This window comes from Enterobacter cloacae complex sp. 394I7 (assembly GCF_057320345.1).
In genome coordinates this window covers 744,165-767,850 of the sequence record NZ_JBXWCR010000001.1, presented here as the reverse complement: position 1 = coordinate 767,850, position 23,686 = coordinate 744,165, and the positions used below count along the sequence as shown (strand labels likewise).

Here is a 23,686-nt window from a genome sequence, read left to right as displayed (position 1 = left end):
TCTCCTGTCATCTCAATCGCGCTATGGTAACGCTCATTCCATAAAGAGGTAAGTATGACTGTCTGAATTCTGCGGCAGATGCTCAGAATCCAGACAGTTTAGCGCGCGTTATCAGAAACGGCTGACGAAAGGCGTGGTGTCCGGCACATTAATGGTGGCGGAGGCTTTAAGCTGAGGCGTGCCGAGATAGAGGAAGCCGACAATTTTATCATGTTCGCCACAGGCGAATCCGTCGCGAACCGGCTGGCTGTTGGTCAGCGGCCCTGTGCGCCAGATACCGTTAAACCCTTGCGCCACGGCGGCCATTTGCATTGCCATGACGGCACAGCCTGCAGACATTTCCTGCTCCCAGACCGGCACTTTGTGGTCGGCCTGACATTTCGCCACGACAGCGATGATCATCGGCGCACGGAATGGTGCACTGCGGGCTTTCTCAATACCCTTCTCATCCTGACCTGCGGCAACCGCCCCCTGCTCCAGTATCTGACTGAAACGATCGCGGCCTTCACCTTCAATCACAAAGAAGTGCCATGGCTGCAGCGTACCATGATCCGGTGCACGCAGGCCGGCACGCAGAATATTCTCCAGTTGCTCCCCTGCCGGCGCCGGCTCGGTGAGACGTGAAGCGCTACGGCGGTTAACAAGCAGTTCAAGTGCGTCCATTGGTTAACTCCTTTCTTGAAATTTACTCACAAAATTAACACGGCGGCAGATTTTGTTACAGCGTAGCAGGCGATTCCTGCTGACAAGTGACGGTTGGGTCATTACGATAACCGCACATTGCCGTCCCGTGGCGACGGAAACAGTCATTTTCTGGTTAGGGAGAATACATGCGAACCCTTTGGCGAATCATTGCCGGTTTCTTTAAATGGACGTGGCGACTGCTCAACTTCGTCCGCAACCTGGTGATGAATATCTTCTTCATCCTCCTGGTTCTGGTTTGCGCAGGCGTCTGGATGCATATCAGCAACGCAAATCAGGCGCAGCATTCGACTCGCGGGGCGCTGTTACTTGATATCACGGGCGTCATCGTCGATAAGCCGTCCACCAGCAATCGTCTGGGCGTTATTGGCCGTCAGCTGTTTGGCGCGACATCAGACCGTCTTCAGGAAAACTCCCTGTTCGATATCGTCGATACCATTCGTCAGGCAAAAGACGACCGCAACATTACCGGTATCGTGCTGGATCTGAAAGATTTTGCCGGCGGCGACCAGCCTTCAATGCAATACATTGGTAAAGCGCTGCGCGAATTCCGCGACAGCGGCAAGCCGGTGATTGCGGTCGGGGACAGCTACAGCCAGGGGCAGTATTATCTGGCCAGCTTCGCCAATAAAATCTGGCTCTCCCCGCAGGGTACGGTCGATCTGCATGGCTTCGCCACTAACGGTCTGTATTACAAATCGCTGCTCGACAAACTGAAAGTCACCACCCACGTCTTCCGCGTCGGAACCTATAAATCCGCCGTGGAGCCGTTTATTCGTGATGATATGTCCCCTGCGGCCCGTGAAGCGGACAGCCGCTGGATTGGTGAGCTGTGGCAGAACTATCTGAGCACCGTAGCCGCTAACCGCCAGATAACCGCTGAACAGGTGTTCCCTGGCGCGCAGGGCGTGCTGGAAGGCCTGCGCAAGGTTGATGGTGATACCGCAAAATATGCGCTGGATAACAAACTGGTCGATGCGCTGGGCACCAGCGCGGATATCGAAAAATCACTGAGCAAACAGTTTGGCTGGAGCAAAGAGGATAAAAACTTCAGCGCTATCAGCATGTACGATTATGCGACCAAAAAGCCGGATGACAGCGGTGACAGCGTCGCGGTGGTCTTTGCTAATGGTGCCATCATGGACGGCGAGGAAACGCCGGGTAACGTGGGCGGCGATACCACCGCATCGCAAATCCGTGATGCTCGCCTTGATCCGAAAGTGAAGGCGATTGTACTGCGCGTAAACAGCCCTGGCGGCAGCGTCAGCGCTTCTGAAGTGATCCGCGCTGAACTTGCCGCGGCACGTGCAGCCGGCAAACCGATAGTGGTGTCGATGGGTGGAATGGCGGCCTCGGGCGGTTACTGGATTTCAACCCCGGCTAACTACATCGTCGCCAACCCGAGCACGCTGACCGGCTCGATTGGCATCTTTGGGGTGATTAACACCGTGGAAAACAGCCTGGATTATCTGGGCGTCCATACCGATGGCGTTGCCACTTCACCGCTGGCGGATGTGTCGGTCACCAAATCGCTGCCGCCTGAAGTCTCTGAGATGATGCAGCTCAGTATCGAGAACGGCTACAAGCGCTTTATTACGCTGGTGGCAGAGTCCCGTAAAAAGACACCGCAACAGATCGACGACATTGCGCAGGGCCACGTCTGGACCGGCCAGGATGCGAAGAATAATGGTCTGGTAGACAGCCTGGGCGACTTTGATGACGCGGTGAAGAAAGCCGCCGAGCTGGCGAAGCTCAAGCAGTGGCACGTTGAGTATTACCAGGACGAGCCGTCGTTCTTTGACCTGGTGATGAACAGCATGTCCGGCTCCGTGCGCGCCATGCTGCCTGAGGCGCTGCAGGCGTATCTGCCTGCGCCAGTCGCGACGGCGGCTAAAGCGATGAAAGCGGAAAGCGACAAACTTGCGGCCTTTAACGATCCACAAAGCCGTTACGCGTTTTGTCTGACCTGCGCAAACGTCCGTTAAACACCGTCCCCTCTTCCCGTGAAGAGGGGATTTTTTTCTTTTGAAGAACAAGAACTCACTACCATGCAGAAGAAATCGATTTATGTAGCCTACACTGGCGGTACCATCGGTATGCAGCGCTCTGAAAACGGCTATATCCCGGTCTCCGGCCACCTTCAGCGCCAGCTCGCGCTGATGCCTGAATTCCACCGTCCTGAAATGCCTGACTTCACCATCCACGAATACGAGCCGCTGATGGACTCCTCCGATATGACGCCGGAAGACTGGCAGCATATCGCGGACGACATTAAAGCCCATTACGACCAGTACGACGGCTTTGTGATCCTGCATGGTACCGACACAATGGCGTTTACCGCCTCGGCACTCTCCTTCATGCTGGAGAATCTGGGTAAGCCCGTCATCGTCACCGGCTCGCAAATTCCGCTGGCGGAGCTGCGTTCTGACGGGCAGATCAACCTGCTCAACTCTCTGTATGTGGCAGCGAATTACCCGATTAACGAAGTGTCGCTGTTCTTCAACAACCGACTGTATCGCGGCAACCGGACCACGAAGGCGCACGCCGATGGCTTTGACGCTTTCGCCTCACCGAACCTGCAGCCGCTGCTGGAGGCGGGCATCCATATTCGTCGTCTTGGCACCCCGCCTGCGCCGAGCACGGCGGGCGAACTGATTGTTCATCCGATCACGCCGCAACCGATTGGCGTGGTAACGATTTACCCGGGTATCTCTGCAGATGTGGTGCGTAACTTCCTGCGCCAGCCGGTGAAAGCGCTGATCCTGCGCTCTTACGGCGTGGGCAATGCCCCGCAGAACGGCGAGTTCCTGAAAGAGCTGCAGGAAGCGAGCGAGCGCGGGATCGTGGTGGTTAACCTGACGCAATGCATGTCCGGTAAAGTCAACATGGGCGGTTACGCCACCGGTAACGCCCTCGCACATGCAGGCGTTATCAGCGGATTCGATATGACCGTTGAAGCCACGCTGACTAAACTTCACTATTTACTGAGTCAGGATCTGGATATTCAGTCCATCCGCAGCGCGATGATGCAAAACCTGCGCGGCGAACTGACGCCGGACGAATAAGGAGGCACCATGACGCAACGCGCCCTGTTACTGGTCGATTTGCAAAATGATTTCTGTGCGGGCGGCGCACTGGCTGTCGCTGAAGGTGACAGCACCGTAGACGTGGCGAATACGCTGATTGAGTGGTGCAAAACGCGGGGTGAGGCAGTTGTCGCAAGCCAGGACTGGCACCCGGCTGATCACGGCAGTTTTGCCAGCCAGCACGGCGTTGAGCCCTTCACTCAGGGTGAACTTGACGGCCTGGCACAAACCTTCTGGCCGGATCACTGCGTGCAACAGACGGAAGGTGCGCAGCTGCATCCGCTGCTGAATCAGAAGGCCATCGACGCGGTGTTTCATAAAGGGGAAAACCCGTCTATTGACAGCTACAGCGCCTTCTTTGATAACGGGCATCGCCAGAAAACGGCGCTGGACGGGTGGTTACGCCATCACGAAATCACCGAACTGATTGTGCTGGGTCTGGCGACGGATTACTGCGTGAAGTTCACCGTGCTGGACGCCCTCCAGCTAGGCTATACCGTCAGCGTCATCACCGATGGCTGTCGCGGGGTGAACATTCAACCGCAGGACAGCGCACAGGCATTTATGGATATGGCCGCGGAAGGCGCCACCCTGTATACCCTGGAAGACTGGCTGGAAACGCACGCCTGACCTTCTCGCCGGGCAAGCCACAGTGCTGCCCGGCACGCCCCGTCTCATTCCCCATAAAGTGAACTCCCTCGCATCACCAGCGAAGCGGCAATGCTATTCTCTTCAGGCTGTTTTTTCGCCACGCCTTTTCCGTGGCGTGGTTATTTTTGTTAAGTCAAAGAGGAACTTGTATGAAACGTTTGCCTTTGCTGGCAGCATTACCCCTGCTTTGCGCGTCAGTTGCTTCCGCCACTCCCCTGATGTCTGTGGGATATTTTAATGGCGGTGGCGATGTCACCGCCGGTCCCGGTGGTGATATCAATACGCTCGACGTTCGTCAGATTACCCACCTGAACTACTCATTTGGTCTGGTCTATAACGATGAGAAAGACGAAACCCATGCTGCGCTGAAAGATCCGGCGAAACTTCATCAGATCTGGCTGTCGCCAAAAGTCGCCGCCGATCTGGCGCTAATCCCGACGCTGCGTAAGCAAAATCCAAACCTGAAAGTGCTGCTCTCCGTGGGCGGATGGGGTGCGCGTGGCTTCTCCGGCGCAGCCGCGACCCAAGAGAGCCGTGCGGTGTTTATCCGCTCGGCTCAGGAGATTGTCGAAAAATATGCGCTCGACGGCATCGATCTTGACTGGGAATACCCGGTAAATGGCGCATGGGGACTGGTGGCCAGCACGCCAGCCGATCGCGATAACTTCACCGCACTGCTGAAAGAATTGCGCGCCGCCTTCGGGCATAAAAAGCTGGTCACCATCGCGGTGGGGGCAAATGCAGAAAGTCCGAAAAGCTGGGTGGATGTGAAGGCCATTGCCCCGCTGCTCGACTACATCAACCTGATGACCTACGACATGGCGTATGGCACACAGTATTTCAACGCCAATCTGTATGACTCCAGCGACTGGCCAACGGTGGCCGCCGCAGACAAATACAGCGTGGATTTTGTGGTGAACAACTATCTGGCGGCCGGGCTGAAGCCGCAACAGATGAACCTCGGGATTGGTTTTTACGGCCGCGTGCCGAAACGCGCCGTGGAGCCCGGTATTGACTGGACAAAACCCGATGCGCAAAACCATCCGGTGACCCAGCCCTACTTTGGGCCTCAGGAAACCGGCTTGTTCGCGTCACTGGGTTACGACCTGACCAAAGATACGTATGTGAAGTACAACGATATTGTGAAAAAGCTCTTAAACGATCCGCAGAAGCGTTTTACCGAACACTGGGACGAACGGGCGCAAGTGCCGTGGCTTTCAGTGAATGCGGCGGACGGCAAGGCGCTGTTTGCCCTTTCCTATGAGAACCCGCGTTCCGTCGCCATCAAAGCGGATTACATCAAGGAGAAAGGTCTCGCCGGGGCGATGTTCTGGGAGTACGGCGCGGATGACAATAACCAGTTAGCGAAACAGCTGGCGGAGTCGCTGGGAATTAAACCCAAAGAGTAAGATAAGCACGCCCTCTCTCCAGAGAGAGGGCGCTGGCAGGACTGCCGCCCCACCGTTACTGCATTTTTATCGTCGCGATCGGCTTTGGCGTGATACCAAAGTCCTCTTTCAGCTCGCGCTTGCTCTTCATCACCATCTGGCCTTGAGTGTCGATAGTCATGTGTTGCGCGTCGGTATTGTTACGCGCCTGCCAGAGCATCACCAGTTGCAGACTGTTCTCTTTTTGCTCCGGCGTGAGCGCGACACCGTCTGGCCATTTTCCCAGTTCAACTGCAGTCACCAGGCGCTGATACACCTCCGGCGTCATACCGCTAATCATGTCATCAATATTCACGATCTCTCCCTTTCAAAGGAATAATTTGCTGAATCGTTTTTTCAACCTTTGATCTGGTCACCGTTTTCATCATCGGTGAAGCTCATCGACGCTGAATTCACACAGAAACGCTCACCCGTCGGTTGAGGGCCATCCGGGAAGACGTGTCCAAGGTGGGCGTCACAGGTTCCGCAACGAATTTCAGTTCGCACCATGCCGTGCGACGTGTCGTTCAGGTAGCGGATCGCATCGTCGCTGACCGGCTCATAAAAGCTTGGCCAGCCACATCCAGAATCGAACTTCGTTTGGGAATTGAACAACGGGGCGTCACATACCAGACAGTGGTAGACACCGTCGCGCTTGTTGTGCAGTAAACGGCCAGTAAAAGGCGGTTCGGTTCCGTGATTTTGCGTCACGTAAAACTGCATTTCGGTGAGGTTTTTTTTCAAATCGTCAGGGTTACGTTGGTTCGACATATGCTTACATCTCGCTGTAGAAACAGACACCTTTTAACCCGGATTCTAACAAAACATTAACACCCTTGCGTGCACTTTTGTTCTAAACTTATGTGTCGCGAAAAGGCGGTCAGGCAATTGTGATCATGTTCACATTTTTATCCTGCGAGGACTTTAAAATGCCGCGCGCAGCCCCCATGTGGTTGCTAGCTCAAAGGGAAAGTGAGGCGAGTCAGTCGCACAAACGTTAGTCACAGGATTGATTTGTCGCAATGATTGACACGATTCCGCTTGACGCTGCGTAAGGTTTTTGTAATTTTACAGGCAACCTTTTATTCACTAACAAATAGCTGGTGGAATATATGACTATCAAAGTAGGTATCAACGGTTTTGGCCGTATCGGCCGTATTGTTTTCCGTGCTGCTCAGAAACGTTCTGACATCGAAATCGTTGGTATCAACGATCTCCTGGACGCTGAATACATGGCGTACATGCTGAAGTACGACTCAACTCACGGTCGTTTCGACGGCACCGTTGAAGTGAAAGACGGCCACCTGGTTGTTAATGGCAAAACCATCCGCGTTACTGCTGAGAAAGACCCAGCTAACCTGAAATGGAACGAAATCGGTGTTGATGTTGTAGCTGAAGCTACCGGTATCTTCCTGACCGACGAAACTGCGCGTAAACACATCACCGCGGGTGCGAAAAAAGTTGTTCTGACCGGTCCTTCTAAAGACAACACCCCAATGTTCGTTCGTGGTGCAAACTTCGAAACTTACGCTGGCCAGGACATCGTTTCTAACGCATCCTGCACCACCAACTGCCTGGCACCGCTGGCTAAAGTAATCAACGACAACTTCGGCATCGTCGAAGGTCTGATGACTACCGTTCACGCGACCACCGCGACTCAGAAAACTGTTGACGGCCCGTCTCACAAAGACTGGCGTGGCGGCCGTGGCGCGGCTCAGAACATCATCCCATCCTCTACCGGTGCAGCTAAAGCTGTAGGTAAAGTACTGCCAGAACTGAATGGCAAACTGACTGGTATGGCGTTCCGCGTTCCAACTCCTAACGTATCCGTTGTTGACCTGACCGTTCGTCTGGAAAAAGCTGCTTCTTATGAAGAAATTAAGAAAGCAATCAAAGCTGCTTCCGAAGGCGCAATGAAAGGCGTTCTGGGCTACACCGAAGACGACGTTGTATCTACCGATTTCAACGGCGAAGTGTGCACTTCCGTGTTCGATGCTAAAGCGGGTATCGCACTGAACGACAACTTCGTGAAACTGGTTTCCTGGTACGACAACGAAACCGGCTACTCTAACAAAGTACTGGACCTGATCGCTCACATCTCCAAATAAGTTGAGATGAGTTCTTGATCCAAAAAGGCGACTTCGGTCGCCTTTTTTATTGTTTTTAGACAGAGGATTGCTTAATGATTAATAAAATTTTTGCACTTCCGGTAGTCGAACAACTTACCCCTGTGCTCTCCCGCCGACAGATTGATGGTGCGGATATCATCGTCGTTGACCACCCGCGCGTAAAAGCCTCCGTGGCGCTGAACGGCGCACACCTGCTCTCCTGGAAACCTGAAGGCGAAACGGAAGCACTGTGGCTGAGCGACGCGACCTCCTTTAAAAAAGGGGATGCGATTCGCGGCGGCGTGCCTATTTGCTGGCCATGGTTTGGTCCTTCCGCTGAGAAAGGCCTACCCTCTCACGGTTTTGCCCGTAACCAGCAGTGGACGCTGAAAGCGCACAATGAAGACGATAACGGTGCGGTACTGACCTTTGAGCTGCAGGCGAATGAGGAAACCCGCGCCCTGTGGCCGCACGATTTCACCCTGTACGCACGCTTCAAGCTGGGCAAAACCTGCGAAATCGAACTGGAAGCGCACGGTGAATTTGAAACCACCTCCGCCCTGCACACCTATTTCAACGTTGGTGACATCAGCGCCGTGAAGGTGAGCGGCCTTGGCGATACCTTTATCGACAAAGTGGATAACGCGAAAGAAGGAAAACTGAGCGACGGCATTCAGACGTTCCCGGACCGTACTGACCGCGTTTACCTGCATCCGGAAGCGTGCAACGTGATCCACGACAGCGCCCTGAACCGTGGTATCGAAGTGGTACACCACCATCACAGCAACGTGGTGGGCTGGAACCCAGGCCCGGCACTTTCTGTCAGTATGGCCGACGTGCCTGATGACGGTTACAAAACGTTCGTCTGTGTGGAAACGGCGTGCGTCACTGCGCCACAAAAAACCAGCGAAGAAAAACCGTCTCGCTTAGGGCAGACAATCAGTATTGTGAAGCGCTAATACGCTTCTGCCCCTCTTCCTGTAAAGGAGAGGGGCATGCGTCAGGATTAAACGACATCCAGCGGGAGTTTATGGGTGGGTGGCGGGAAAGCATTATCCAGTTTGTGACGTTCTTCCGCGGTGAGGGTTATCTCCAGCGCTCCAGCGTTGGCGTTAACATGCTCAATCGAGGCCGCTTTCGGTATGGCAATAACACCCTGATGGCGGATAACCCACGCCAGCAGAATTTGGGCGGCAGTGGCGCGGTGGTTATGCGCGATGGCATTCACGACCGGATGGTTCATCAGCCCCGAACGCAGGCGCCCGGCCTGAGCCAGCGGGCAGTAAGCCATCACCGGCATCGCCTGTTGCTGACACCAGGGAAGCAGATCAAATTCAATTCCCCGTGACGCCAGATGATAAAGCACCTGATTAGTGGCACAGGCGGAACCGCCCTCTTCACGCCACAGCGCCTGCATATCTTCATAATCCAGGTTTGAGACGCCCCAGCGGCCAATTTTTCCCTGCTGCTGGAGTCTTTCCATCAGCGTAATGGTTTCATCCAGGCCATAGTTACCGCGCCAGTGCAGAAGGTAGAGATCAATATGGTCTGTCCCGAGACGTCGCAGACTGGCATCACACGCCGCCTGGCCTTTCTGACCGCCAGCGTTCCACGGGTAGACTTTTGATACCAGAAAAACGTTGTCGCGCTGGCCCTTAATGGCCTCCCCGACCACCTCTTCCGCTCCGCCTTCGGCATACATTTCAGCGGTATCAATTAACGTTAACCCCAGATCAATGCCCGCCCGCAGTGCATTCACTTCGGATTTACGCTGGCTGGCTTTTTCTCCCATATACCAGGTACCCTGTCCAATAGCCGGAAGTGGACGCCCTGCGGAAAAGGTCACGGTTTTTACGCTCATATCATCCCCTCTTTTTCGTTGCACCACACCAATGCAAACGGGGCGCAAGCGCCCCGTTTTGATGCAATGATTGCACTGTTTTAATGCACAATCAGAACTTGTAGGACACACCGACTGAGAATATGCCCGCCCAGGACTTATCAACCATCGGGCTGTCTTTCACTTCATCGCTCAGACGCTCATAGCGCCCGGTACCGTAGACGTTCCAGTCACCGAGGAAGTTATAGCTCGCCGTCAGCTCAAGGTACGGATCCCAGCCGTCGTCCGCACTGTAGCTCTTCAGACCGCTACGACGGGATTCGTTCTTAGAAACACCATAGTAGTAGTCGTTGTAGTTCTCACTGTTATATTGCACACCGATACCCGGGGTTAGCGTTAACGCACCGTTGGTGTAGCGATAGAGCCAGGCCAGATCCCAGATAAAACCGTTGCTGTTATCCAGCGTATCCCCCGCAAGTGCGGTACGCAGGAAGCCATATTCGGTGTTATGCACATAAGAGAGTCCCGCCATCATGGTGCTCTTACGCTTGTCGAGCTGGCGAAGCGCATGGCTGTCGCTGTCACCCGGCTTGAAGTGCGTCGGATCGTAGTAAGCCATGATGGAGAGCTTGTCGGCCGTATCATTCCAGAGATAGTAGCCACCGCCCAGACCGCGGAACCAGAAGTTATCGCCTTCATAGGTGACAACCGGAACTGGATAAACATCACGATCATACTGTTTGTATGGGCTGTTAATCACGCCAACGCCCGCGCCAACAGTCCACTGACTTTCCGCCGCCTGTGCGGTGCTAACAGCGGTTGCGGCAAGTACGCCCAATGCCAGAAGTTTGAGTTTGGTCACAATCCATTCTTTCCTGTAGTCAAATAATCAGCGAGAGAAGTTTAACCGCCATTGTCGTACATCCCAAAATTTTTTGCCTGCTAATCAGTCTGATTAACCCGTTATTTTCAACTTTTCAGGTGACAGCCTGCTTTCATTTATATGACTACTGAATGAAAAACGTGCTTTTACCCTAAAACAGCAGGGGAAATTTTTGGATGAGTTATTGATATGTCATTGAAATTAGATTTTATCGGCATGCAAGTTTTGCAAATGCCATCTACGCTTTAAATTAAGAAGAGTTTTTTCTGAACACCCTGCGGTTCTTAGCGTCTGACCTGGCACACAGGTTGCTGCTCTGGCAGTGAGGTGTGAGAGATTCTCTTCCGGGAGCCTCCACTACTCATACGAACGGCTCTTATCCTGTGCTAAAAAACGAAAGGACGGCATGCCATGAATATATTCGATCACTATCGCCAGCGTTATGAAGCTGCCAAGGACGAAGAGTTCACACTGCAGGAGTTTCTTACCATTTGTCGGCAAGATCGCAGTGCCTATGCCAATGCGGCAGAACGGCTATTAATGGCTATTGGTGAGCCAAACATGGTTGATACTGCCCTGGAACCTCGGCTTTCCCGTCTCTTTTCGAATCGGGTGGTCGCCCGATACCCGGCGTTTGAAGAGTTCTATGGTATGGAAGATGCCATCGAACAGATTGTCTCCTACCTGAAGCATGCCGCCCAGGGTCTGGAAGAGAAGAAACAGATCCTTTATTTACTCGGCCCTGTGGGTGGGGGTAAATCATCACTGGCTGAACGTCTGAAATCACTGATGCAGCGCGTCCCTATCTATGTGCTGAGCGCTAACGGTGAACGCAGCCCGGTGAATGACCATCCGCTGTGCCTGTTTAATCCGCAGGAAGATGCGCAAATTCTGGATAAAGAGTTTGGTATTCCGCGGCGCTATCTTGGCACCATCATGTCGCCTTGGGCGGCAAAACGCCTGCACGAGTTTGGTGGGGATATCACCAAATTCCGCGTCGTCAAGGTGTGGCCATCCATTCTGGAACAGATTGCTATCGCCAAAACTGAACCGGGGGATGAGAACAACCAGGATATCTCCGCCCTGGTGGGTAAAGTCGATATTCGTAAGCTGGAAAACTACGCGCAAAACGACCCGGATGCCTACGGTTACTCGGGTGCGCTGTGCCGCGCCAACCAGGGGATTATGGAGTTCGTTGAGATGTTTAAAGCACCGATTAAAGTGCTGCATCCGCTGCTGACGGCCACCCAGGAAGGCAACTACAACGGTACGGAAGGTATTTCTGCCCTGCCGTTTAACGGCATTATCCTCGCACACTCAAACGAATCTGAGTGGGTCTCCTTCCGTAATAACAAAAACAATGAGGCGTTCCTTGACCGTGTCTACATCGTCAAAGTGCCTTATTGCCTGCGGATCTCCGAAGAGATCAAAATTTACGAGAAACTGCTTAACCACAGTGAGCTGGTACACGCACCTTGCGCACCAGGCACCCTGGAAACGCTGTCGCGCTTCTCCATTCTCTCGCGCCTGAAAGAGCCGGAAAACTCCAGCATCTACTCGAAAATGCGCGTGTATGACGGGGAAAGCCTGAAAGATACCGACCCGAAAGCGAAGTCTTATCAGGAGTACCGCGACTACGCCGGTGTGGACGAAGGGATGAACGGTCTGTCCACGCGTTTCGCCTTTAAGATCCTCTCCCGCGTGTTTAACTTCGATCATGCGGAAGTGGCGGCCAACCCGGTTCATCTGTTCTACGTGCTGGAGCAGCAAATTGAACGCGAGCAGTTCCCGCAGGAACAGGCTGAACGCTACCTTGAGTTCCTGAAAGGCTACCTGATCCCGAAATATGCGGAGTTCATCGGCAAAGAGATCCAGACCGCCTACCTGGAGTCTTATTCAGAGTACGGGCAGAACATTTTTGACCGTTATGTCACCTATGCTGACTTCTGGATCCAGGATCAGGAGTACCGGGACCCGGATACCGGCCAGCTGTTCGACCGGGAATCCCTGAACGCAGAGCTGGAAAAAATCGAGAAGCCGGCCGGGATCAGTAACCCGAAAGACTTCCGTAACGAGATTGTGAACTTCGTCCTGCGCGCCAGAGCGCATAACAACGGACGTAATCCAAACTGGACCAGCTACGAGAAACTGCGCACGGTAATCGAGAAGAAAATGTTCTCCAATACCGAAGAGCTGTTGCCGGTGATTTCGTTTAATACCAAAACGTCAACCGATGAGCAGAAAAAGCACGACGATTTTGTCGACCGTATGATGGAGAAAGGCTACACCCGCAAACAGGTTCGCCTGCTCTGCGAATGGTATCTGCGCGTACGTAAATCGTCTTAATACAAGTACAAGTGCCCGGTAGCGCATACGCCTGCCGGGCTACAAAAATGTCCGGCACGTCCGGACACTGCAAGTTGGCAAATGCAGTACGGGGGATATATGACCTGGTTTATTGACCGTCGTCTTAACGGCAAAAACAAGAGCACGGTAAATCGCCAGCGCTTCTTGCGCCGTTATAAAGCGCAAATTAAACAGTCGATCTCCGAGGCCATCAATAAACGCTCGGTGACCGACGTCGACAGCGGCGAATCTGTCTCCATCCCCACCGATGACATCAGCGAACCGATGTTTCATCAGGGACGTGGCGGCCTGCGCCATCGCGTACACCCAGGTAATGACCACTTCGTGCAGAACGACAGAATCGAGCGCCCGCAAGGCGGCGGGGGCGGTTCAGGAAGCGGTCAGGGACAGGCCAGCCAGGACGGTGAAGGACAGGATGAGTTTGTCTTCCAGATTTCAAAAGATGAGTATCTCGACCTGCTGTTTGAGGATCTGGCGCTGCCGAATCTGAAAAAGAACCAGCATCGTCAGCTTAACGAGTACAAAACCCATCGCGCGGGATATACCGCAAACGGCGTGCCCGCTAACATCAGCGTGGTCCGTTCGCTGCAGAACTCTCTGGCGCGACGCACGGCCATGACGGCAGGTAAACGGCGCGAACTCCGCGAGCTGGAGAGCAGCCTGAAGGTGGTGGAAAATACTGAACCGGCGCAACTGCTGGAAGAGGAACGCCTGCGCAAAGAGATAGCCGAACTCCGGGCTAAAATAGACCGGGTACCGTTTATCGACACCTTCGACCTGCGCTACAAAAATTACGAAAAACGCCCCGAACCGTCGAGCCAGGCGGTCATGTTCTGTCTGATGGATGTCTCCGGTTCGATGGACCAAGCCACCAAGGATATGGCGAAGCGTTTTTATATCCTGCTCTATCTGTTCCTGAGCAGAACCTATAAGAACGTGGAAGTGGTCTATATTCGCCACCACACTCAGGCGAAAGAGGTGGATGAACATGAGTTCTTCTACTCGCAGGAGACCGGTGGCACCATCGTGTCGAGCGCTCTGAAACTGATGGATGAAGTGGTGAAAGAGCGTTACGACCCGGCGCAGTGGAACATCTATGCCGCGCAGGCATCAGATGGCGATAACTGGGCAGATGACTCCCCGCTGTGTCACGACATACTGGCGAAGAAAATTCTGCCGGTGGTGCGTTACTACAGCTATATCGAAATTACCCGCCGTGCTCACCAGACGCTGTGGCGTGAGTATGAACATCTGCAATCGATGTTTGATAACTTTGCCATGCAGCATATCCGCGATCAGGATGATATCTATCCAGTGTTCAGGGAACTGTTCCATAAACAAAGTTCAACAACAAGTTAATCATCATTAATCAGCCAGTTATTTATACTAACTGGCTGATCTTTTGGCTTTCAGGGTAATTTGCCTGTAAAGGGCAAGCGGATTATTTAATACCTCATCAATCCCATGTTTGACTAAAATTCTTTCTTCCGATATTGGCACACCCCTACCAGGGTTATATGTTTGTTGGATAAGCTATACGATAAAGTCAGGATAAGCATATCCGGAGAAGGAAGAACAACAGGCGCATAAAAATTGCCCAAAGCAGGAACGTATTGCTGACCTACCAAAACCGAACATTGAATCCACCTTACCTCCAGTGTTAGAGTCAGCAACTCACGGCCATTTACACATAATTTTAAGCGTTAAGCCCCGTAGGGCTTTTTCACAGATGCGTTATGCAGCCCATTGAAAATATTTCTCCACCGACGGCAGAACAACTTACCCAACTCCAGGGCGCACCAGAGTTTACTGACGCACAGGTGGCCTACCTCGCAGTACTGACTGGAAGCAATCACTACAGGTAATATACGGGTGGAGAGCCTCCTCGTGGATGGGAATGTATATACTATTTTTTATGGATGTCGCGCTGACTTTTAGTCAAAATGAAAAGAAATTGGTACTACGCTAACTAACACCAGATAAGTATTCAAGGAGTCTTTAATGTTTCGATGGATAAAAAAAGCAAACAGATCTAAAAACTATTTTTTGAAAAGGATCAAACTTAAGTTAAAACTTAACTTATTGAGTATGATTGCCGCTCAGGGGCGTACTTCTCGAACGAGACATGGGTCGGGCACAAACCATCTGATTATCCCCTTCATTGGTAAAGGGATTGGTGATGCTATTGTCATTGGTGGTGTGATTGAGACTCTGGTAAGAAACAATTTTCAGGTCTCTGTTATTGCAGATAAAAGGACGCACTTTCTCTTCAAAGAATGGCGCAATTTAGAAGCTCTTTACTTTTATGAACCTAACAACAAAAAGATGCTAATCAAGGTGTTAAGGGAACTTCCACCTTTTGTATTTGTTGACTCGCATGAAATAACTCATTCAAATGTCGAAACATTTAATTTAATCAGACTAATAAAACCACACAAAACAATCGGTTTTACCAGGAAGTATCGTATCTATGACGAAGTAATTAACATTAGCTGCCCTTTGTCACATATAAGCACAAGATACATTGATTTCCTGATGCATCTGGGGATATCGGCACAGAACTATGATTACACAGTGATCATACCTGACGACGATGTACAAAAAGCAAAGGATTTTCTTAAGAAAACCACTGATAAAAAAACGGTTGCGTTCATTCCTTACGGCAGTGTGAGTGAACGTTTCTTCTCAACAGGGCAGATTGAGGCCATTACCAGTCACATGGCTAAATATAAAGATACTTTTCACTTAATCATTCTTGGCGAACAACATAAAATAAAGCCTATTCCCGATTCAGATCATGTCACTAAGAGCTCATTGCCCTCATTCTTTTCGGCTGCACAAATTATAAAAGAGAGTGCACTCGTCATTTCTCCAGATACATCATTCGTGCATGTATCCAGAGCATTTAAGAAAAAACTAATTTGCCTCTATCCATTTAAAATGCTTGTCGCTCAGGCAGATAATGCTGATGTCTGGGGACCAAACTATGAATCAGCTATCCAGGTTAGACTGAAAGAGCGCCGCGTGATGGATACCGATGTTCGGCCTATACTGAATATTATTGACGAGCAATTGAAGAGTATCGCCGATAATAGTTCGAGATAAAGAAATCACATCTGTAATTTTTCTCGCTTCTCAGGACTTTCACTTTATGAAACCTGAGAAGCTTCATGCCTGTTAAGCGTTTTTAAATCTTTCTCCGATTTCACCAGCAAATTGCAGCTGGATATAATCTCTTCTGATGCCGACACTTAATCAGCGGGAAAAACAATCGCCCAACAGCAACGTCTATACCAACGGCGAAATATTCTGTGCTAAGGTTAAACGCTGCGTATTGGTATTTAACAGGTAAATCGCTATGTCTGATGACGTTAAGGGAACAACAACCCACCAGCAACTCATTACGTTGTTAACCCAGCAGGGCGCACGATTTCGCGTCATGGAGCATGACGCCGTGGGGAAATGTGAAGCGGTGAGTGAGATCCGCGGAACCGATCTGGGGCAAGGGGCAAAAGCACTGGTCTGTAAGGTGAAGGGAAACGGCGTTAAAAAACACGTTCTGGCGATCCTCGCCGCCGATCTGCAGGCCGATTTAAGCCAGCTTGCCAGCCATTTTGGGGGGATAAAAGCGTCTCTCGCAAGCCCTGCCGAAGTCGATACCCTGACCGCCTGCGTTTTTGGCGCCATTCCGCCTTTTAGCTTCCATCCCGATCTGGCACTGGTGGCCGACCCGCTCCTGTTTGAGCGTTTTGATGAAATCGCGTTTAACGCCGGTCTGCTGGAAAAATCCGTGATTATGGATACGCAGGATTATTTGCGTATCGCCCGTCCTGAGCTGGTGACGTTCCATAAAGCGTAATCGTGTAGGCTGGCATCCCGTCAGCCTTTTTTTTCCAGAAAAATAACTGACGCGACCAGGATAATGGCAACAGCGAAAAACGATGAAGAGATGATCAGCGTTTCGACAAACATGTGATCGTACATTTTTGCGCCCCTTTTTCGATGCCTGCCCCTGTTTTATCCCCCGTAAATGACAGGGTTATGACAGCAGTAAAATCTTTTTAAAAACTGTCTTCAGCCGTGTTTCCGCGTAAAGTAAGCAGGCTTACTCTTTTGGCAAGGATTCCTTATGTTTGACCCGACTCTGCTCATTCTTCTGGCCCTCGCTGCGCTTGGCTTTGTCAGCCATAACACCACCGTCGCTATCTCAATTCTGGTGCTGATCATTGTGCGCGTGACCCCGTTAAACACCTTTTTCCCGTGGATAGAAAAACAAGGTCTCACCATCGGGATCATCATTCTGACCATTGGGGTGATGGCACCTATCGCCAGCGGTACGCTGCCTGCCTCAACGCTGCTGCACTCGTTTGTAAACTGGAAATCGCTGATAGCGATAGCGGTAGGCGTTTTTGTCTCGTGGCTGGGCGGGCGTGGCGTTACGCTGATGAGCAGCCAGCCCTCGCTGGTAGCCGGTCTGCTGGTGGGAACCGTGCTCGGTGTGGCGCTCTTTCGTGGCGTTCCGGTGGGTCCGCTGATTGCGGCCGGGCTGGTCTCACTGTTTATCGGGAAGTCGTAGTCAGGCTGGCTATATACCGCGCTGGCGTCTGCCCCAGCCCTTTCTTAAACATCGTGATAAACGCGGTGGTGGAGTCGTACCCCAGCGACTGTGCCACCTGCTGTACCGACTTTCCCCCAATCAACAGCTGTAACGCCACAATAAGCTGCAGCTGATGCCGCCAACGGCGAAAGCTCAGGCCCGTCTCTTTCACCACCAGGCGCGCCAGATTGCGCTCACTCATGGCGAAGTGGCTCGCCCATTGCGCCAGCGTCTGCCAGGCGGCAGGCTCTTCCGCCATCTTCTCGCTCATCAGCCGGATTTTTGGATGAGGCGAAACGGGCAGTTGCAAATGTTCCTGACGCTGCAGCGGTAGCTCGTCAAAAAGAACATCCACCAGACGCGATGTGGCAGCAAGCGAGAGCGCTTCACGTGATTTTTCCGCCAGCGATAAGATCAGTTCCCGCACCAGAGGGGAGATCTTCAGGGTGCAGCAGCGATCGGGCAAACTTACCGCTCCGGGTTCAATAAACAAAAAGCAAAGCTGGGCACCCGGCGTGGCCTTATTGCTGTGCGGCATCTGGCCAGGGATCCACACGGCATACTGGGGCGGTACCATCAGCATGGCGTTTTCCACTTCGCAGGTAATGGCTCCCCCCAGCGCCAGAATCAGCTGTCCCTTACGGTGTTGGTGTCGCGGAATGTATTGTTCCTGCGCCACCACGCGGATGCGAAACGCGACAGCCGCATCATGCTGGCTATCGGGATCGTAGCCGTCCAGTCCGAGACCAATCATCAGGTTGTCCGATATTAGCGATAAACTGTCATTTTAGCCTGATTTCAACCATGGAGAAAATCGGTATTGTATGCGCTCGCTTGAACGTATGAGAACACAATGACTACTGCAATTCGGGTTTCAGGAAAACAGGGCGCGCTGCTGATCGCAGGTATCCTGATGATTGCCACTACGCTTCGCGTCACCTTTACCGGAGCAGCACCGCTGCTCGATACCATTCGTCTCGATTATGGCTTGAGTACAGCGCAAACCGGTCTGCTGACCACCCTGCCTCTGCTGGCTTTCGCCCTTATCTCCCCGCTCGCCGCAGGTGTTGCCCGGCGTATCGGCATGGAGCGCAGCCTGTTTATCGCCCTGCTGCTGATTTGCGTCGGCATTGCTGTGCGCTCCCTGCCTTCCGCCCCCCTGCTTTTCATCGGTACGGCGGTGATTGGCTGCGGTATCGCACTGGGCAATGTGCTTTTGCCTGGGTTAATTAAACGTGACTTCCCGGGACAGGTTGCCAGACTCACCGGCGCGTATTCCCTGACGATGGGGATCTCCGCGGCGTTAGGTTCCGCACTGATTGTTCCGCTGGCGCAAGGGGAAGCCGGCTGGCATGGCGCCCTGCTAATGCTGATGGCCTTTCCGCTGGCGGCGTTACTGCTCTGGCTGCCACAGTGGCGTCAGAAACACGTTGCGACGGTGACCGGTGCAGGCGCGTTACATAACCGCGCCATCTGGCGCTCTGCCCTCGCCTGGCAGGTCACCCTTTTTCTGGGGATTAACTCGCTGATTTACTATGTCATCATCGGCTGGCTACCGGCGATCCTGCTCAGCCACGGATATAGCGAAGCCCAGGCGGGTTCTGTGCACGGACTCTTACAGCTGGCCACCGCCGTTCCGGGTCTCGCTGTGCCGCTGATCCTCCATCGTCTGAAGGATCAGCGAGCAATCGCCGGCGTCGTGGCGCTGTTGTGCGCGATAAGCGCAGCAGGATTGTGGTTTGCGCCGGGAATGGCGGTCATGTGGACGCTGGTGTTTGGTTTTGGTACCGGGGCAACGATGATCCTTGGCCTGACCTTCATCGGGCTGCGCGCCAGCTCTGCGCATCAGGCCGCGGCCTTGTCCGGCATGGCACAGTCGGTTGGCTATCTGCTGGCCGCCTGTGGCCCGCCGTTGATGGGCAAAATTCACGATGCTGCCGGTGACTGGCGGTATCCGCTTCTGGCCTGTGCACTGGCCGCCGTGATCATGGCCGTTTGCGGTATGCTTGCCGGGCGTGACCGGGAGGTCACGCCCCGTTAGTAGAATGGCAGACCACCAGGTCTGCCTTTTTTATCCGCGCGCCGCGCGCAGCATTGCCTGTACCAGCACCACCGGTCGACCTTCCAGCGCGGCACGTTCATGCTGGAATAAGGTGATCACGAAGAACGGATGGGTCACTAACTCCGCGGCGCGAATTTCACCCTGCTCGTCCCAGCCGGTGACGCGCATTTCGCCGCTCTCCAGCTCCCGTGCAAATTCCGGCGACACACCGTAATTGCAGTGATATCCCTCCACGATTTCCGGTTTGCCATAGGCTTTGGCGATGAGCGTATTGTTGCGCAGCTCAATTGCATCGGTTTTTTCCACCAGCGAGCAGGTTAATGGCGCAATCACCATTGTGCCTTCGGTATCCGTTTCGGCGTGAGCCGCATCGTGCCAGCCCAGCACATTACGGGCGTACTCAATCAGCGCATGCTGGAACCCGCCGCAGGTGCCGAGGAAGGGAATGCTGTTTTCGCGTGCGTAGCGTGCAGCGATAAAGGCCGCCGCCGTGTTTTTGTACGGGCTTGCGGGAACCAGCCAGATAGCGTCATAACCCACCAGATCTTCCGGGCTGGTCAGTTCCGTGGTCGCGAGCCAGTCATAATCAGCGGTGAGGTCAAGAACGGCAGCGGCGTCGTCAATTGCCAGCGGGATCGCCTGGTGCGCAATAACATCGGGATTGTAATCGCCAACCAGCGCAATGCGCAGTGTGGTTTTAGCCGGGAGGTGTTCCATGAAAGGTTCCTTATGCCTGAGTATTAGCAGATAACATAAGGAACCTCAGACTACCGATCTTCTGCAATTATCACAATACCTTAAATTGGGTGGGTAAAGACAAAGTGCTAGAGTAATACGCAGAACGTTTTGTCGCAGGTGAGGAGAAAAGATGATCCAGTGTAAACGCGTATACGAACAGGCAAGCCCGGACGATGGTTATCGGGTGCTGGTAGACAGACTCTGGCCGCGTGGCGTGAAGAAAACCGATCTCGCGTATGATGAATGGTGTAAAACGCTCACCCCGTCCAATGATTTACGCAAGGCGTTTCATAGCGAAACCCTTGATTTCAACGCCTTCAGCAAGGCGTACCGGGAAGAGCTGGCGCTGCACAAGGACGAGGGGTTGCGTCTTGCGGCGCTGGCCAGCAAGCAGACCTTAACCCTTCTCTATGGCGCGAAAGATAAGGAACACAATCACGCCCTGGTGTTAGCCGACTGGCTGCGTAATATCTAGTCAGTCGATCATCAGTTCATCAAGGATTTGCGGCGCCGTATCCGGGGTAAGCGGCATCAGATGTTCGGCGCGAATAAACGCAAAGCCGTGCTGATTGTCAAACGCGAAGACATCACCGGTCACCAGCCAAAGCGCGCGTTCCGAGGTGGTGGGTAACTGCGTCATGACGCCATTGACCGGATTAACGAAACGCTGGCCGGGCTGACACAGCCCAAACAGTTCAACAGATTTACCAATATTACGACGGCCGGACGCCGTGCGGGCACCGATGATCATCGCCATGCTGCCCGGTTTAAGCTGAAACATACTTCTCTCACGATAACGGTAGCCATCGAAAGGCTAAGAATAATCCTAAAGAGAAGTGTACCGCAGCCACTGTCCCGCTGTCACCTGGCAGGTTGCGGATGATCGCGACGATAAAGCGCCCATTCATCGATCACTTCGCCGCCGGGCAACTTGCACTCCGTGCGAACCCCTTGCGGGCTCTGAACCGGGACCTGTTCCCCGCCTTTATTCAGGCAGTAGACGGAGGCGGGATTAGCCATCCCGATAACATGGGGCGGTTTCGGGGCATCAGGCGGGGATGTTTTGGAGGTACAGGCGGCCAGCGGTAACGCCAGTGCCAGAAGCAGTAATCTCATCTCATTGATCCTTTTAACTTCATCAGACTTTAAGGGTAACGGGTCACCGCCGCTTTCTCCACGATTTCTCCATCTTAACTGCACTTTTCCACACTACAGTGGCACGTGTTCTCAATGACCAGAGAACATCATTCCGTAATCAAGATGTCTTTGCCCCGGTCTCAACATCGGGGCTTTTTTTCTCCCCCGCTCCCCTGTGATGAATATTAAAATTTTTATATTCATGTTTTACTATGCCCGAAGTCGAAAAATTCAGCATAACATGCAGATGCAGACGTCTTCTGCATGGGAGTGAGCCTACGTCATGTCGGATATTATCCTTGCCCGTGTTTCAGAAACGCTCGCCACTGAGCAGTCCCTTGAAAGTCTCGTCCGCCAGCTGCTGGAGATGCTGGAGATTGTGACTGAAATGGAGTCCACCTACCTGACGAAGGTCGATATCAATGCGCGGCTGCAGCATATCCTCTACGCCCGCAACAGCAAGCAGATGCAGATCCCTGAGGGGCTGAGCGTTCCTTGGGGCGACACGTTGTGTAAGCGCGCCATTGAGAGTGGTACGTTGTTCAGTAACGAGGTGGCTGAGCGCTGGCCGGATTGCGATGCCGCGAAAGCCCTTGGCATTACAACCTACATGAGTATCCCTATTCACCTTGCGGATGGTTCACTCTATGGCACGCTCTGCGCCACCAGCACGGAAAAGAAACATCCCAGTGACCGCGGTGAACAAGTTCTGAAATTATTTGCCGGGTTGATTGCCCAGTATATTCAGAAAGAGTCGCTGGTGATCCAGCTTCGGGAAGCCAATGCGGCACTCATTGCGCACTCTTATACCGATGCCCTTACCGGATTACCAAACCGCCGCGCCATCTTCGAAGAGCTGACGACCCTGTTTTCACTGGCAAAGCACCTTAAACGCAACGCCATCATCGCGTTTATCGACCTTGATGATTTCAAGCTGATTAACGACCGTTACGGGCATGAATCAGGCGATCGGTTCCTGATTGAAGTGGGCAAACGTCTGACTGAAGAAAAACAGGCGGACGAAATAATTGGCAGGCTGGGCGGTGATGAGTTTCTGGTGGCCTCGCTTAGCCAGACCAACAGTACGGGTGAGAGCACACAGATTAACCTGCTTAAAACGCGCCTCGACGCCCGTATTGCAGGAGAATACTGGCTGGGGAGCGTGAACATTATTTATCCTGGCGCCAGCTTCGGTGTGATTGAAGTTGACCCCACCGTGACCGATCCGGACAGTGCGTTACGCGCGGCTGATGTCGCGATGTATCAGCATAAGAAAGGAAAAAGCAAAACGCGCTTTCTCGCGATGGATTAACCCCGTACACTCTACGGCGTTATAAAAACCGAAACAGGTGATGGTATGAGAATAGGGATCCTCTTCCCGGTCGTTATTTTTATAACGGCGGTAGTGTTTTTGGCCTGGTTTTTTGTCGGTGGTTACGCTGCTCCGGGGGCATAAATGAGAAAAACAACCCTCATTATGCTGATCGTGGCAATCGTGGCTGTTGCAGGCTCGCAGCTAGGCTGGTGGTAAACCCACCACGTAAAAAGGCCGCCATATGGCAGCCTTTTTCAACATTTATCAGGCTTAGCTTTTGATTTTTCTGTAGATAAACAGAACAACCAACGCACCGATCACCGCGACAGCGAAGCTGCCGAAGTTAAAGCCATCGACCTTACCAAAGCCGAACAGCGTACTGATCCAACCGCCCACCACTGCACCGATAATCCCCAGTATTACGGTGACGATAAACCCACCGCCATCTTTGCCCGGCATAATCCACTTCGCCAGAATACCTGCAATAAGCCCAAAGATAATCCAGGATAAAATTCCCATAAGTTTCCTCTCCGTATGGTTTTTGTCATTAAATCAACGACACAAGAAAGGATAGCACAGGATTTCAGAAAGGAAATTTGTGATAAGCATCACAGTGAGAGAGTGCGCGTTTATTCATCAACAGCACCACAAGAAATGTGGGGTTGCATCTTTTGTTGAGAAAGATTATCTTTCTCAACACTGAATAGTTGAGCGAAATACTCAGGTATTCAGTACGACATTGCTCACATTGCTTCCAGTATTTCTTGCCCACT

Annotated in this window: 27 protein-coding genes; 16 read left to right on the top strand and 11 right to left on the bottom strand. The window is 52.8% G+C overall.

Features of this window, described 5'->3' with window-relative positions; translation table 11 throughout:
• Positions 1-111: 111 nt before the first annotated feature.
• Entirely contained in the window at positions 112-663 is a 552-nt protein-coding gene (locus AC2FAP_RS03715; protein ID WP_014169648.1) for an NAD(P)H nitroreductase, read from the bottom strand.
• A gap of 167 nt (positions 664-830) precedes the next feature.
• Between AC2FAP_RS03715 and sppA the strand changes: the two genes are divergently transcribed.
• The 4 genes from sppA (at position 831) to chiD (ending at position 5,848) form a co-directional block, all read left to right on the top strand.
• Positions 831-2,687, top strand: a complete 1,857-nt coding sequence (sppA, locus tag AC2FAP_RS03710) for a signal peptide peptidase SppA (protein ID WP_196087752.1) — start codon at positions 831-833, stop codon at positions 2,685-2,687.
• Between the two features lie 63 nt (positions 2,688-2,750).
• Entirely contained in the window at positions 2,751-3,767 is a 1,017-nt protein-coding gene (gene ansA / locus AC2FAP_RS03705) for an asparaginase (protein ID WP_020884438.1), read from the top strand.
• 9 nt (positions 3,768-3,776) lie between these two features.
• Positions 3,777-4,418 (top strand): bifunctional nicotinamidase/pyrazinamidase, encoded by a 642-nt coding sequence (gene pncA, locus AC2FAP_RS03700; protein ID WP_020884439.1) that lies wholly within the window; start codon positions 3,777-3,779, stop codon positions 4,416-4,418.
• Between the two features lie 170 nt (positions 4,419-4,588).
• Positions 4,589-5,848 carry a chitinase ChiD gene (gene chiD, locus AC2FAP_RS03695; RefSeq protein ID WP_020884440.1) on the top strand — a complete coding sequence of 420 codons (1,260 nt, stop codon included), beginning with the start codon at positions 4,589-4,591 and terminating at the stop codon, positions 5,846-5,848.
• A gap of 55 nt (positions 5,849-5,903) precedes the next feature.
• Here the strand turns inward: chiD and AC2FAP_RS03690 are convergent, their stop codons facing one another.
• Together AC2FAP_RS03690 and msrB are read right to left on the bottom strand one after the other, a co-directional pair.
• On the bottom strand, positions 5,904-6,167 hold the full coding sequence (locus AC2FAP_RS03690; RefSeq protein WP_153852331.1) for a YeaC family protein: 264 nt from the start codon (positions 6,165-6,167) through the stop codon (positions 5,904-5,906).
• Positions 6,168-6,223: 56 nt separating this feature from the next.
• Entirely contained in the window at positions 6,224-6,637 is a 414-nt protein-coding gene (gene msrB / locus AC2FAP_RS03685) for a peptide-methionine (R)-S-oxide reductase MsrB (RefSeq protein WP_138613766.1), read from the bottom strand.
• A 341-nt stretch (positions 6,638-6,978) separates the two neighbouring features.
• Here msrB and gapA point away from each other — a divergent pair, with 341 nt between their 5' ends.
• Positions 6,979-7,974, top strand: coding sequence for a glyceraldehyde-3-phosphate dehydrogenase (gene gapA, locus AC2FAP_RS03680; RefSeq protein ID WP_020884442.1), 996 nt, complete (start codon positions 6,979-6,981; stop codon positions 7,972-7,974).
• Between the two features lie 74 nt (positions 7,975-8,048).
• Entirely contained in the window at positions 8,049-8,933 is an 885-nt protein-coding gene (locus AC2FAP_RS03675; RefSeq protein WP_014169640.1) for a D-hexose-6-phosphate mutarotase, read from the top strand.
• 47 nt (positions 8,934-8,980) lie between these two features.
• Here AC2FAP_RS03675 and AC2FAP_RS03670 read toward each other — a convergent pair whose 3' ends face one another.
• Positions 8,981-9,835 carry an aldo/keto reductase gene (locus tag AC2FAP_RS03670; protein ID WP_041162542.1) on the bottom strand — a complete coding sequence of 285 codons (855 nt, stop codon included), beginning with the start codon at positions 9,833-9,835 and terminating at the stop codon, positions 8,981-8,983.
• A gap of 91 nt (positions 9,836-9,926) precedes the next feature.
• Complete coding sequence (locus AC2FAP_RS03665) at positions 9,927-10,676, bottom strand: MipA/OmpV family protein (protein WP_014169638.1); 750 nt, start codon at positions 10,674-10,676, stop codon at positions 9,927-9,929.
• 432 nt (positions 10,677-11,108) lie between these two features.
• Between AC2FAP_RS03665 and yeaG the strand changes: the two genes are divergently transcribed.
• The 4 genes from yeaG (at position 11,109) to AC2FAP_RS03645 (ending at position 16,923) form a co-directional block, all read left to right on the top strand.
• On the top strand, positions 11,109-13,043 hold the full coding sequence (gene yeaG, locus AC2FAP_RS03660; RefSeq protein ID WP_014169637.1) for a protein kinase YeaG: 1,935 nt from the start codon (positions 11,109-11,111) through the stop codon (positions 13,041-13,043).
• 99 nt (positions 13,044-13,142) lie between these two features.
• Positions 13,143-14,423 (top strand): YeaH/YhbH family protein, encoded by a 1,281-nt coding sequence (locus tag AC2FAP_RS03655; protein ID WP_049022945.1) that lies wholly within the window; start codon positions 13,143-13,145, stop codon positions 14,421-14,423.
• Between the two features lie 642 nt (positions 14,424-15,065).
• Positions 15,066-16,169 (top strand): glycosyltransferase family 9 protein, encoded by a 1,104-nt coding sequence (locus AC2FAP_RS03650; RefSeq protein WP_063925077.1) that lies wholly within the window; start codon positions 15,066-15,068, stop codon positions 16,167-16,169.
• A 253-nt stretch (positions 16,170-16,422) separates the two neighbouring features.
• Positions 16,423-16,923, top strand: a complete 501-nt coding sequence (locus AC2FAP_RS03645; RefSeq protein ID WP_014169635.1) for a YbaK/prolyl-tRNA synthetase associated domain-containing protein — start codon at positions 16,423-16,425, stop codon at positions 16,921-16,923.
• Positions 16,924-16,943: 20 nt separating this feature from the next.
• Here the strand turns inward: AC2FAP_RS03645 and yoaI are convergent, their stop codons facing one another.
• Positions 16,944-17,048 (bottom strand): small membrane protein YoaI, encoded by a 105-nt coding sequence (yoaI, locus tag AC2FAP_RS03640; RefSeq protein ID WP_014169634.1) that lies wholly within the window; start codon positions 17,046-17,048, stop codon positions 16,944-16,946.
• 145 nt (positions 17,049-17,193) lie between these two features.
• Between yoaI and AC2FAP_RS03635 the strand changes: the two genes are divergently transcribed.
• On the top strand, positions 17,194-17,640 hold the full coding sequence (locus AC2FAP_RS03635; RefSeq protein ID WP_014169633.1) for a DUF441 domain-containing protein: 447 nt from the start codon (positions 17,194-17,196) through the stop codon (positions 17,638-17,640).
• Here AC2FAP_RS03635 and AC2FAP_RS03630 read toward each other — a convergent pair.
• Positions 17,624-18,415, bottom strand: coding sequence for an AraC family transcriptional regulator (locus tag AC2FAP_RS03630; protein ID WP_270291418.1), 792 nt, complete (start codon positions 18,413-18,415; stop codon positions 17,624-17,626). The two genes, AC2FAP_RS03635 and AC2FAP_RS03630, sit on opposite strands and share 17 nt — an antisense overlap.
• 99 nt (positions 18,416-18,514) lie before the next feature.
• On the opposite strand from AC2FAP_RS03630, the gene AC2FAP_RS03625 reads away from it, so the two are divergent.
• On the top strand, positions 18,515-19,702 hold the full coding sequence (locus AC2FAP_RS03625; protein ID WP_014169631.1) for a CynX/NimT family MFS transporter: 1,188 nt from the start codon (positions 18,515-18,517) through the stop codon (positions 19,700-19,702).
• A 30-nt stretch (positions 19,703-19,732) separates the two neighbouring features.
• Here AC2FAP_RS03625 and AC2FAP_RS03620 read toward each other — a convergent pair whose 3' ends face one another.
• Positions 19,733-20,440 carry a CTP synthase C-terminal region-related (seleno)protein gene (locus tag AC2FAP_RS03620; RefSeq protein ID WP_196355671.1) on the bottom strand — a complete coding sequence of 236 codons (708 nt, stop codon included), beginning with the start codon at positions 20,438-20,440 and terminating at the stop codon, positions 19,733-19,735.
• A 151-nt stretch (positions 20,441-20,591) separates the two neighbouring features.
• Between AC2FAP_RS03620 and AC2FAP_RS03615 the strand changes: the two genes are divergently transcribed.
• Positions 20,592-20,936 carry a DUF488 domain-containing protein gene (locus AC2FAP_RS03615; protein ID WP_449541563.1) on the top strand — a complete coding sequence of 115 codons (345 nt, stop codon included), beginning with the start codon at positions 20,592-20,594 and terminating at the stop codon, positions 20,934-20,936.
• Here AC2FAP_RS03615 and AC2FAP_RS03610 read toward each other — a convergent pair whose 3' ends face one another.
• Together AC2FAP_RS03610 and AC2FAP_RS03605 are read right to left on the bottom strand one after the other, a co-directional pair.
• Positions 20,937-21,242 carry a hypothetical protein gene (locus AC2FAP_RS03610; protein WP_485452840.1) on the bottom strand — a complete coding sequence of 102 codons (306 nt, stop codon included), beginning with the start codon at positions 21,240-21,242 and terminating at the stop codon, positions 20,937-20,939.
• Positions 21,243-21,322: 80 nt separating this feature from the next.
• Positions 21,323-21,577, bottom strand: coding sequence for a putative hemolysin (locus AC2FAP_RS03605; protein WP_020884447.1), 255 nt, complete (start codon positions 21,575-21,577; stop codon positions 21,323-21,325).
• Between the two features lie 304 nt (positions 21,578-21,881).
• Here AC2FAP_RS03605 and AC2FAP_RS03600 point away from each other — a divergent pair, with 304 nt between their 5' ends.
• Genes AC2FAP_RS03600 through yoaJ form a run of 3 tightly spaced genes read left to right on the top strand, consistent with a single transcriptional unit; the run spans position 21,882 to position 23,129 of the window.
• Positions 21,882-22,910: a sensor domain-containing diguanylate cyclase gene (locus AC2FAP_RS03600; RefSeq protein WP_040017217.1), complete on the top strand. Its 1,029-nt coding sequence runs from the start codon at positions 21,882-21,884 to the stop codon at positions 22,908-22,910.
• A 45-nt stretch (positions 22,911-22,955) separates the two neighbouring features.
• The gene (locus AC2FAP_RS03595) at positions 22,956-23,054 is read left to right on the top strand and encodes a YoaK family small membrane protein (RefSeq protein ID WP_014883431.1); all 99 of its coding nucleotides are present in this window, start codon (positions 22,956-22,958) and stop codon (positions 23,052-23,054) included.
• A complete protein-coding gene (gene yoaJ, locus AC2FAP_RS03590) occupies positions 23,055-23,129 on the top strand; it encodes a protein YoaJ (protein ID WP_071605476.1) in 75 nt (24 codons plus the stop codon). It begins immediately after the preceding gene.
• 54 nt (positions 23,130-23,183) lie between these two features.
• Here yoaJ and AC2FAP_RS03585 read toward each other — a convergent pair whose 3' ends face one another.
• Positions 23,184-23,432 carry a GlsB/YeaQ/YmgE family stress response membrane protein gene (locus AC2FAP_RS03585; RefSeq protein ID WP_006174788.1) on the bottom strand — a complete coding sequence of 83 codons (249 nt, stop codon included), beginning with the start codon at positions 23,430-23,432 and terminating at the stop codon, positions 23,184-23,186.
• Positions 23,433-23,686: the final 254 nt, after the last annotated feature.